Annotated in this window: 10 protein-coding genes; 8 read left to right on the forward strand and 2 right to left on the reverse strand. The window is 61.3% G+C overall.

Annotation, left to right across the window (positions count from 1 at the left end; all coding sequences use genetic code 11):
- Positions 1-8 precede the first annotated feature (8 nt).
- Positions 9-839, reverse strand: a complete 831-nt coding sequence (locus CJ177_RS43270; RefSeq protein WP_095870775.1) for a hydroxypyruvate isomerase family protein — start codon at positions 837-839, stop codon at positions 9-11.
- Positions 840-1,536: 697 nt separating this feature from the next.
- On the opposite strand from CJ177_RS43270, the gene CJ177_RS43275 reads away from it, so the two are divergent.
- Together CJ177_RS43275 and CJ177_RS43280 are read left to right on the forward strand one after the other, a co-directional pair.
- Entirely contained in the window at positions 1,537-2,694 is a 1,158-nt protein-coding gene (locus CJ177_RS43275; RefSeq protein ID WP_095870776.1) for a glycerate kinase, read from the forward strand.
- Between the two features lie 66 nt (positions 2,695-2,760).
- Positions 2,761-3,670 (forward strand): IS5 family transposase gene (locus tag CJ177_RS43280; RefSeq protein WP_257015040.1). Its coding sequence is split into 2 segments (ribosomal slippage): positions 2,761-3,111 and positions 3,113-3,670, totalling 909 coding nucleotides; the frame shifts between segments, so codons are not numbered across the junction.
- 178 nt (positions 3,671-3,848) lie between these two features.
- Here CJ177_RS43280 and CJ177_RS43285 read toward each other — a convergent pair.
- Positions 3,849-5,381, reverse strand: coding sequence for a PucR family transcriptional regulator (locus tag CJ177_RS43285; protein ID WP_095870777.1), 1,533 nt, complete (start codon positions 5,379-5,381; stop codon positions 3,849-3,851).
- Between the two features lie 115 nt (positions 5,382-5,496).
- Between CJ177_RS43285 and CJ177_RS43290 the strand changes: the two genes are divergently transcribed.
- The 6 genes from CJ177_RS43290 (at position 5,497) to CJ177_RS43315 (ending at position 11,176) form a co-directional block, all read left to right on the forward strand.
- Positions 5,497-6,399, forward strand: a complete 903-nt coding sequence (locus CJ177_RS43290; RefSeq protein ID WP_095870778.1) for a polysaccharide deacetylase — start codon at positions 5,497-5,499, stop codon at positions 6,397-6,399.
- Between the two features lie 20 nt (positions 6,400-6,419).
- The gene (locus CJ177_RS43295; RefSeq protein WP_095870779.1) at positions 6,420-7,334 is read left to right on the forward strand and encodes an NAD(P)-dependent oxidoreductase; all 915 of its coding nucleotides are present in this window, start codon (positions 6,420-6,422) and stop codon (positions 7,332-7,334) included.
- A gap of 62 nt (positions 7,335-7,396) precedes the next feature.
- Positions 7,397-8,254 (forward strand): polysaccharide deacetylase, encoded by an 858-nt coding sequence (locus tag CJ177_RS43300; RefSeq protein ID WP_218835207.1) that lies wholly within the window; start codon positions 7,397-7,399, stop codon positions 8,252-8,254.
- A gap of 99 nt (positions 8,255-8,353) precedes the next feature.
- Positions 8,354-9,169, forward strand: coding sequence for an SDR family NAD(P)-dependent oxidoreductase (locus CJ177_RS43305; protein WP_095870781.1), 816 nt, complete (start codon positions 8,354-8,356; stop codon positions 9,167-9,169).
- Positions 9,170-9,217: 48 nt separating this feature from the next.
- Complete coding sequence (locus CJ177_RS43310) at positions 9,218-10,624, forward strand: APC family permease (protein ID WP_095870782.1); 1,407 nt, start codon at positions 9,218-9,220, stop codon at positions 10,622-10,624.
- Between the two features lie 216 nt (positions 10,625-10,840).
- Positions 10,841-11,176 (forward strand): hypothetical protein, encoded by a 336-nt coding sequence (locus CJ177_RS43315; protein ID WP_095870783.1) that lies wholly within the window; start codon positions 10,841-10,843, stop codon positions 11,174-11,176.
- The last annotated feature ends 194 nt before the right edge of the window (positions 11,177-11,370 follow it).

Consider the following 11,370-nt stretch of genomic DNA (forward strand, 5'->3'; position numbering starts at 1 on the left):
ATGGGTGGTCAGATGACGACACCGCGACGGGATGGGCGAAGGTCTCGATCGAGCCAGTCGAAAGTGTTCTGGTGGGTCGGCTTGTACTCGAGCCCGACGTAGCCGGCATAACCGTTGCTGTGAAGCTGGTCCAGATAGCGTCGCAAGTCGAGCGTTCCGGTTCCCGGTTCCCCACGCCCGGGATTGTCCGCGATCTGCACGTGGCCGATGCGGTCGGCGTGCACGTCGAGTGCAGCGGGAATGTCGTCCCCATTGACCTCGAGGTGGTAGAGGTCGGCGAGAAGTCGGAGATTGTCCGTGCCGTAGGCCTCTTCTACGCGGTCAATCACCGCGACAGCGTCGGCCGCGTGCTTGAGCGGGTACCTTTCGGCTCCACTGACCGCTTCGACAAGGACTACAGCACCGATTCGATTTGCTGCCTCACCGGTATAGGCCAGGTTCTCGGCCGCTGTCTCGTCCTGCTGTTCGGGGCTGAAGTCGTCGGACCGGTTGCCGTACAGTGCGTTGAAAGCTTTGGTGCCCAGGGATTGTGCAATTTCAATCGCGACAGCGACGTTGTCGCGGAACTCAGACGAGTGAGTGGGATTAGACAGGATGCCGCGATCACCCGCGGGCATATCGCCGGCCGCAAAGTTCAACCCGGTGAGTTGCACGCCTGCGTCTTCGATCGAGCGGATGAACGCGGTGACTTCGTGGTCGGCAGGCACCGCGCTGGCGAATGGCCACCAGAATTCGATTGCATCGAATCCGGCTTGGCGGACGGCGCGGGGACGCTCGAGAAGTGGCAGATCGGTCAACAGGATTGAGCAGTTGACCGTGAAGGCGGGAGAAGTCGTCACCGGGATGGATCCTTTCTGTGCCTCTCGGCAGGAGAGCTGCCAACAGTGGGGGGCGGTACTAAGCCGGGCCGATGCTGCCGCGAACTACTCTGGGATGTATCGAACCTGTGATAGGCAGCGGGGCTTGGGCCTCGGCCTCGAGAAGTCCGGAGAACGCGAACACGTGCAAGGCCGCAGCAGGGGCCAGCCGGTTCAAACGATTCCGTATTGTGGAAGAATATTTCCGATTAGTGAACATAGTGAACCTCGGCTCGCCCTGTCTGTCAAGTGCGGAGCCGAGGTATGGGTTCGTGATGCGGCGAATTCGGCCATCTGCGAATCTGTGCTGGTTGAGATCGGGCGAGAGTGGACGTCGACGAGCCTGACGCACGCAGGTAGGCAAGCATGACCGTCCCGATCGCCGAATGTCCCCCTTCGGTTCGCAGTTGACAAGCGGTTTCGCCGCCTGCCACTCTCGCTCTGTAGAATTATCTTTCCGCATAATGAAAGAAGTCCGCTGACGGCGCTATCTGGCGGCCGGTTTGGCGACCCTTGTGCACATTCGTGAACGTCGTGGGTGACAACGAGTTCTGGGCACCTACGCACTCAATCCCGCTGGCTGACCTCTCGGGCACTGCCCCTGCCAGCGGTAACTCGATGGTTAACGAGCCGATGACGACCGGGTTCCGAAGAGGACCCCGCAGGATGGAGCTGAGAGATGACACGCCATATCCTCGTGGCACCCGACAAGTTCAAGGGGTCACTGACCGCGACAGACGCAGCGCGCGCGATCACTCGCGGGCTGCTGCGATTCGATGCGTCTATCCGCACGATCGAATGCCCCATCGCGGATGGTGGTGAGGGCACACTGTCCGCCGCCGTTGCCGCCGGGTTCGTGCGGATTCCGGTCGACGCGCCTGGTCCTACTGGGCGGACGGTCTCGACCGCCTACGCGCGACGAGGGACGACCGCGGTGGTCGAGATGGCCGATGTCGTAGGACTCCAACGACTACCAGGTGGCACCCGGCAACCGATGACGGCATCGAGCCGCGGTCTCGGGCATGTGATTGCTCACGCCCTCGACGACGGATGTCGACACATCGTGTTGGGGATCGGAGGAAGTGCCTCCACCGATGGTGGTGCAGGCTTCCTCCAGGCGCTCGGTGCGAAACTGCTCGATGAACACGGCCGCCCACTGGGCGACGGTGGTCGAGCACTGCTCGATGCCTGCGCCCTCGATGTAAGCGCACTCCATTCTGGATTGCAGCAGGCGACGGTCGTCATCGCCTGTGACGTAGACAATCCTCTCTGCGGTCCTGGCGGCGCCGCCGCGGTGTATGGCACACAAAAGGGAGCCAATTCCACGCAAGTCGAGGAACTCGATGCGGCACTGGAACACTGGGCCGCACTTGTCGACACAGTCACCGAAACCAATGCGCGTGGCATCCCAGGAGCAGGGGCCGCCGGGGGAGTAGGTTTCGCCGCCATGGCGGTCTTGGGTGCCGAGTTGAGATCGGGTATCGACTTGATCCTCGACATGGTAGGGCTCGACAGGCACCTTCATGAAGCTGCCGCAATCATCACCGGGGAAGGCTCGCTCGATCGGCAATCTCTACACGGGAAAGCCCCAGTCGGTGCGCGGCTCCGCGCGAGTGCTCACGGTGTCCCGGCATACGCCATCGTCGGCGTATCCACGTTGTCCCGGGAAGAGGAAGCAGCCGCACAGTTCGCCGCCATCTACTCACTGCACGACCGAGAGCCCGACCTCGCTCGTTCCATCGCTGGAGCAGGGAATCTGCTAACGGCGATTGCACAGGACTTGGCGGCCGAACACTTCGCCACCAGCGCAGATCGCTCATGTGCAGCCTATGACTAGCCGGGCTCCCCGGGCCTAGGGCGTGTCTCCCAATGATTTGGGGTGTTGTGCTGCAGACTCTTCGCTGTGGCAGACGTTGTTAATAGGTTTGAGGTGTTGACGGACAAGCAGTGGGAGTTGCTTGCGCTGCTGTTGCCCAGTTCGGATGGGCTGCGGGGGCGGAAGTTCCAGAACAGCCGGCTCGTGCTGGAGGGGATGCTCTACCGGCTGCGTACCGGGCTCCCGTGGCGGGATCTACCTGCGCATTTCGGCCCCTGGAAGACGGTGTGGAAACGGCACCGACGCTACGCCGGGGATGGAACGTGGGATCGGGTACTCATAGCCCTGGCGGCGATGGCCGATGCCGGTGGCGACCTGGATTGGGCGGTGTCGGTGGATTCCACCGTGGTGCGGGTGCACCAGCACGGCGCCAACGCCGCGCGTGACACAGGGGGATCTACCGAATTACACGAATCTGCTTGACGAACCGGTCGATCACGGCATCGGCCGGTCCCGCGGCGGGCTGACCTGCAAAGTCCACCTGGCGTGCGATGGCGACGGACGTCCCTTGTCGGTGCTGGTGGGTCCTGGCCAGGCCGGCGACAGCCCGATGTTCGGCCCGCTCCTGGAGGGCATCTGCGTGCCGCGCATCGGTGGCGGCGCACCCCGCACGCGCCCGGACGAGGTCCGTGCCGACAAGGCGTACACATCCAAGGCCAATCGAGAACTGCTACGCAGCAAGGGCATCAAGGCGGTCATTCCCGAGAAGTCCGATCAGGTGGCCAACCGCAAGAACAAGGGCAGCGCGGGCGGTCGGCCACCGAACTTCGATGCCGAGTCGTACAAGGGCCGCAACGTGGTGGAAAGGGCCTTCAACAAGGCAAAACAGTGGCGAGCGGTGGCAACCCGGTATGACAAGCTTGCCCTGACTTACCGGGCTGGATTCCTCCTCGCCGGCATCGTCGAATGGCTCAAACTATTGGGAGACATGCCCTAGGAGGCCCTGGGAGCCCGCTGACATTCGATCCCGACACGCGCGCGCTGGTTCGTCGACTGAAGGTCCGGTTGTAAACCGTGAGTCGGCTCTTCGGGTCTGTGTTCAGCGCGATCCGCGCCGGGACGGATCCGCATACCTCCTCGCCTGAATCGCATCCAGCGATTTTGTCACCCGGTTGTCACCCCTGTTGACCATCGCTATGTTCAGCTGCCTGGATGATCTGCATCGCACTCACCGCAACCGATAGCGCGGTCCGGTCACGAGGATTGTCAAGGTCGTACTCCAGCAGGGAACTGAGCTGATTGATTCTGTAGTACAGAGACTGCCGCCGCAGGTGAAGTCGTTGAGCAGCCACGGCCTTCGATCCACCACACTCGAGTAGGACCACGAGCGTCGGCATCAGCTTGGTCTGGCGATCCTGGTCGTACGCGATCAATTGACCAAGCATCTCTTCCACGGACAGCCGCAGTTCCGCCCTGTCCGCGTTCTTGTACAACATCCTCTCGACGGCCAGGTCTTTTGCCGCGGTCACGGCCGCGGAGGAGAGATTGACCTCCTGGGAGATCGTCAGCGCCAGGTGCGCTTCGGTCATGCTGCGGGCCAGATCTGCATATCGAACAACGCTTGGCCCGACTGCGGCGACAGCCTTACCGCGAAAAGTGATATTACCGGTCAAGTCCTTGAGCAATGTCGAGGAAAATCCGTGCGCGGTCTCGCCAGAATGAGCTGCGATCACTGCACACGCCAGTCCTTCGTACACACCGACCAGTCCGTATCCATGGGTCTCTACGAGCTGATTGAGGATATCGACCGAGTTTGCTACTTGATAGCGGTCGATGACAACACATGCGTACGGACCTGCCGAGATAGGTAGCCCGGCGGCACGGAGCCGATCCTGCAACACATGATCCTCAATGTATCGCCCCTGTATGAACTGTTCGATCAGCATGTGCTTCAGGCGCAAAGATCTTGTGACGTTTGGCTCGTTTCGGATAAGCGCGAGTGCGATTACTGCAGGTGCACGCTCGAGGAGGGCATCGAGCAGTACTGACGAAACATCCTCCGCGCCAACGGTGAGCTGGCCCCACAGTATGCCGTCGACGAAGACCGGGGCTGTTGCGGCAGGGCTGTCGAGCTGACCGGCCGGAAGTGCGCCGGCGTGGGCGATGATCTGCTTGCTGTCGTCTTGCAGAGAGACCCAGGTTCGCGAGATATCGCGGATTCCATCAACGATCGCGGCGAGCGTCCCGCCCCGAGCGAGGAGTTCCGACAACGAGCGCGATATCTCGTCGGCGTGCCGAAGCTTGGTGATCGATTTGTCGATGATCATGCTGTTAATCGCCTCTGCGACCTCCGTAAATCGCAGAGCCGGCTGTAGGACGACCACAGGCAAACCGAGCCGCTCGGCTTCCTCCGCCATCTCGGGCGGAAGCACATCGAACGTACGCCCGACCTCGACCATCAGACCGGCAATACCTTTCTGGGCGAGTTGCCGGACATAGTTCCGACGTGCTTCTTCGTCCACGCCGACCAGACCGACACCATTAGTGAGCAAAACTTCTTCTCCCCGCAGAAGCGGAGCGATGTCGTATAGGTCCGCGCAGTGAATCCACCGCACGTCGGTTCCGAGCCGGTCCGCTCCGCTGACCAAGACAGGGTGACCCGCCGCGACCAATGGATGCTCCAGTACATCCTCGAGATGCATCGCCATGAGACACAGTGTCCCACGCCACACCAGATTTGTTTGCCACTGTGACCGTTGTTCATCGCTCCCCGTGGACGCAGAGTTAAGGAGTCAAGAAATTCCCGCGCACAGAGGGTGGCACATGACCACATCGACCATTTCCAACTCGACACCGACGAATACGAGTTGGCGCGGCGACGCCGCCGCGATCGCATGCCTGACGTTTGCGGTAGACGCCGAGACCCCTGTCCTGGCGGCCGGCCGCCGATACTCCTCCAACGCGATGGCAATGTCGCATCAGTCCTATGACATGCGTAGGGGTCTCCCACGCCTACTGGGTATCCTCAACGAATTCTCCATTCGTGCCACATTTTTCGTTCCCGGATTCGTGGCCGAAATGCACCCTGACGCGGTCACTTCCATTGCCGAGCAGGGACACGAAATCGCCCACCACAGCTACAGCCACCGACCCACCACCCAGCTCACCCGCTCACAGGAGCGCGAGGAGTTCGAGCGCGGAATGGAGGCGCTGAGCGCACTCGACATCCATCCTGTCGGCTATCGGGCGCCGATGTGGGCGGCTTCCTGGGATACCGCCGAGTTCGCGACCGAGTTCGGGTTGAAATACGACACCAGCCTGATGGACGACGACAGGCCGTACGTAATCGAGACCGGAAGCGGTCCGTTGGTCGAGTTGCCCCCACATTGGTCGCTGGACGACTGGGAACAGTACGCCTACCTGCCGGAACCGCACCTCGGCAACGTCATCGAACCGCCGGAGAAGGCACTGTCCTTGTGGACAGCGGAGCTGGACGGGATGCGTGAATGGGGTGGACTATTCCAATTGACCGCGCACTCATTTCTCAGTGGCCGGCCTGGACGCGCGCAAAACCTGCGAAAGCTCATCGAAACGGTTCTCGATCGCGGAGACGTGGAGTTCCGCACTGGCGAAGAGCTCTGCGCCGCAGCCCTTCTCGATCACAGCCTCGAATGGCGCAAGCAGGAACGTATCGAGGTTTCTGCAGCGACCTACCCCATCTGGTAACCGGACTTCAGGAGAACATCATGACCACTTTAGTTACCGGCGGTAAAGGATTCGTCGGAAGGCATCTCGTCAATCATCTCGTCGAGCAGGGCGAGGCAGTCGTAAGTTACAACCGTGATTTCGCCGTTGACACGCGGCCCAGCGTCACCACTGTTCAAGGCGAGCTCTTCGACATCCCGGTCCTCGTCAAGGCGCTGGCCGACAACCGTGTCGACAAGATTATTCACACGGCTGGGATGAGTCACCCCGGAGTGTCGGTGGATCTGCCGCTGACCACCATCGCGGCTAACATCGACGGCACCGCGGCGGTGTTCGAGGCCGCACGCATGGCCGGCGTACGCCGGATCGTGAACTTCTCCTCCGAATGCGCCTACGGAAATCTCGACGAAACTGTTCTGGTGCAAGAGGATGCAAAGCCGACTCCTACCACTCCGTATGGGGTGACGAAGGTCGCCGGCGAACTCCTCGGAAACGTGTACAACCAGCTGTACGGCACGGAGATCGTCTCGCTGCGCGTCACCGAGGTCTACGGGCCGGGGCTGTGGATGCCGAGCCTGCTCGGCGATCTCCTCAACGCAGCACTGTCCGGATCGCCGTTTACCCTCGCGAGCGGGGGCGACCACAAGTTTCAGTTCGTCTACGTCGAAGATGTCGCCGAGGCGGCGTATCTGGCCTCTGTCGCGCCAGACCTGCGTCAACCCGTGTACCACGTCTCGGGCGGCACCCAGATCACAGTCGTAGATGCTGCGGACACGATCCGCGCGATGTTCCCGGAGGCGAAGTTCGAGATCGGTCCCGGCCATATCGAGAAGTGGGACCGGCAAGGAAAATTCGATCTGAGCGCATCCGAACGTGATCTCGGGTATCGGCCGGCCTGGTCGCTGACCGACGGTCTTGCCGCATCCCTGCAGTGGATCCAGGCGCAAGGGGGCTGATCACCAGCATGGCAACCGGCAGCACGAAGAGCGGATCCTGGCTTCAGGGCGCAGCGGCGACGATGGTCTTGACGTTCGACGTCGATGCCGAGTCGTGCGTACTGGCAGAGGATGCCAAGTATGCGAGTCACCCAGGCGTGATGAGCCATCAGGCGTACGGTCCGCAGGTGGGTGTGCCCAGAATTCTCGCAATGCTGGCGGAATTCAAAGTCCGAGCGACGTTCTTCGTGCCCGGTAGGACCGCGGACACCTGGCCGCATGTGGTGGAAGCCATCGCAGCGGAAGGGCACGAGATCGCCCACCACTCGTATGCCCACCGAAGACTGGTTGACATGTCGGCCGATGAGGAACGCCGCGACTTCGACGACGGTATGGCAGCGCTGCAGCGGCTCGGCGTGGTTCCCGTCGGGCATCGGAGCCCGTTGTCGGCACCGAGCGTGCGGACGGCAAACATGCTTGCTCAACACGGATTCCGCTACCAATCAACACTGATGGACGACGACCGCCCATATCTGCTGGAAACCACTGACGGTGTCCTCGCGGAGCTGCCGCCCCACTGGATCCTCGACGACTTCCCCCAGTATGCCTTCTTGCCGGATCCGGTGATCGGCACTGCGGTCGAGTCCCCCCGTAAGGCGCTCGAGGTTTGGTCGTTGGAGATTGCTGCGATGCGCGATCTCGGGTGTCTTTTCGTATTGTGCAATCATCCATTTCTCTCGGGCCGGCCGTCACGTGTGCAGGCGCTGCGTGAGCTGATCGGGACCACCCTCGACTACGGTGACGTCCCGATATTGACGGCCGCTGAAGTGGCCGAGCGGGTCCACTCCGATCCTGAGGCCACGCGCAAGCCGTTCCAAACTACGGGCAGGTCCACCGAGCATCGGCTCAGATCCGAACGCTGGTCCTCGACCACGAGATAGCAGATCCGCCCCTCGCTACGACCGGAAGTCCCAACTGTGTCCTTACCCAGCGACCACTTGTCACCCCCGCGAGTACTTGTCACCTAGGAGATCAGAACAATGAGCACAACAAGCGCCGCCGACCAGCGAGTGGCATTGATTACCGGCGCCGGCTCCGGAATCGGCCAGGCCACCGCAGAAGTACTTGCAAGTCAGGGTGTTGACGTTGCCCTCGTATCGCGGCCCGGACCCGCCCTCGACTCCGCGGCCGAAGCGTGCCAGACCCATGGAGTCCGAGTCCTGAAGATCGCAGCCGACATCTCCGACCCGGCCGAGGTTCGGACGGCATTTGCCAAGACCGAGTCCGAACTGGGCCCGATCACGGATGTCCACAACAACGCGGGCATCTCGGTGGTTGCTCCGCTGGTCGACACCAGTGACGAGATCTGGGCCACTCAGTTGGCCACCAACCTCTCCGGCAGCTTCTACGTCCTACGCGAAGCTGCGCGAGTGATGGTGCCTCGCAAGCGGGGTGCAATTGTCAATACCGCCTCGGAACTCGCGCTGCAAGGCCAGGCGGGATACGTGGCGTACACCGCCACCAAGGGCGGAATCCTGTCGATGACCCGTAGTGCAGCGGCGGAACTCGCTTCATGGGGAATTCGAGTCAATGCGGTGTGTCCCGGTACGACCCGCACTCCGATGTTCCTTGCCGAGTTCGACGGAGCCGAGGATCCGTCCGCAGAGTTCGCCGAGAACGAAGCAAGTGTGGCACTCGGCAGGATCGCGACACCAACCGAAATCGCCAAGGCTGTCGCTTTCCTGCTCTCTGATGACGCCAGTTATGTCACTGGGACCCAGCTCGTCGCGGACGGTGGGCGCAGCGGATGTTTCCCCGTCGGCAGCATCGGCGTCGACGCCGCAGCCTCGGTCTAGCAGAGTCCGACGACCTCCCACTCGTCAACGGTCCCGAAGGAAATCGAAATGCAAGAAACAAACACAGAGTCGACGAGCAAGCCAAAGTCTCGGCTCGAGGAACTCGGTTACGAGCAGCAGCTCGACAGACGCCTGAGCGTCTGGGAGGTCGTCGGACTTGCCATGGCGGACGTATCCCCAACCATGGGCGTCCTCTTCCTCTCGGCGGGAATCTTCGCCGTCGGAGGCACATTCGCCATCGGCGCGAGCCTAATCCTCTCAGTCGTCGTTCTACTGATCGCGATCTGTCTCGCCGAGTTGGCAAGTATGTTCCCCATCGCCGGCGGAATGTACTCACTCGTGAGGAGAGTGCTACCCGGTCCGATCTCATGGATCACGACATTCAACTACCTAATTCAGGGTGTAGTCATTCCGGCGAGCATCTCACTGGGCATGGTCGCCTTCCTCAAAGACTTGTTCCCCGGGATCTCGTTGCCTGATCAGGTCATCGCGTTGGCACTACTGGGCCTCGCCATGGCGATTGCGCTGACGAAGGTCGAGGTAGGAGCATGGGCGACTGCAATCATGGTCGTCGTCGAGATCATCGTTCTCTCGATTATCACATTCGCCGCGTTGAAAGACCCGAGCCAGTCTCTGACCGATGTCACCATCCATCCGACGATGCTGACCAATGGAGAACTCGGCGCGGTGGGTCTCGTCGTGATGCTTGCAACCCTGGCGCCGGCATTCAACGTGATCAATGGGTATGACGCAGCGCTGGGCTTCTCCGAAGAACTCAAGGGCGGAGAGCGTGCGATCGGACGTGCCGTGATCATCTCCGCGATTATGGCGTGCGTGCTCATCGTCATACCACTGACAGCAGCCGTGATCGCGGCACCGGATCTGGAAGCCTTCTTCAACGCGCCGGCGCCGGTCGTGTACTCCGTCGAGCAGTCGCTGGGGCCGTACGCACGGTACGTGGTCGACGTGGGTGGAATCGTGGCACTGTTCAACGCCATGCTGTCGCTGCTCATGTACTTCGGCCGCGGCGTGTACACCACCGGCCGAGACAAGATCTGGCCAGACGCCGTAAACAAGAAGCTCGGAAAGCTGAACAGATTCCAAGCGCCTGCCGCTGGTGTGGTTGTCCTCGTTGTTCCCGCGGCAATCCTGATCTTCAGCTCAGCCCTCAACTTCTTGATCATCTTCGCCGGAACCGTGATCGCAGCTGTATATCTTTGCATCGGTCTTGCCGCCTTCTGGAGTCGTTTCAATCTACGAGACGAAGAAAGGCCCTACAAGATGAGGTTGTGGCCGCTGCCGCCGATCGCCGTAATCGGTTTCACTGCACTCGCCTTGGCCAGCCAGGATCCCGAGTACCTGATCGCTGAAGGCGTACTCATCCTCGCGGCACTGGCTTGTTGGGCAGGATCAAAGGTCTGGTCACGCCAGTCGCCCGACCCTGTCGCCCGTTAGCGCAACCCAAACCCTGCCGACCCGTGACGACAAATGATCTCACGGGTCGGCAGTAACCAGCCTCGACAACTTGTCCTGACAAACGCACATCGACGAACCACATCCAGGATGAGTGAACATAACGATGAGCGAGAAGTGCTGGTCCGGTGAGGGGTTCACTGAGTACCAAGATACTGCCTGCGCATGCCCAATGCTTCCGAAGGCAATGGAAGAGTGATGACGACACACCAGCAGGTTCAGGTGCATCGAGGCCTTGGATGCACGGCAGTCTTCGACCCGGTTGGACAGACGGTGACCCTCTTCCACTTCGGGATCCTCACGAACCGTCACAAGAGGCGCATGTCGCCACGCATGATCCCTCTGGGCGACGTCACAGCAATCACCCACATCAACGGGTCCCGATGTAGACGGGGAAGCGTCCGACTGGCACTGCGCAATGGCGCCGGCTACCACCCGAGTATCTTGAGGGACCTCAACGGCTACTTTGACCTCGATGGAGACACCGAAGGAGAGATGTTTGCACAGACCGTCTCCTCGTTCATCGGGCGGTAGTTCGCGCCGCGCATCCTCACGAAATGTGGGTACGTATCGATTCTGCAGCACTTGCCATTCGTGAACGGTGGGAAGGCGCGACGGGGTGGTCCCGAGACATGAATGAACTGGTCTGGGCGTCGAGAAAACGCCGGATCGGTTGCCAGTTGTCACTACCGCAGTCGACCTGCAGCTTCGTCGCTCGGTTGCGCTGC

The sequence above is a fragment of the Rhodococcus sp. ACPA1 genome (genome assembly GCF_002300195.1).
GTDB lineage: Bacteria > Actinomycetota > Actinomycetes > Mycobacteriales > Mycobacteriaceae > Rhodococcus_F > Rhodococcus_F opacus.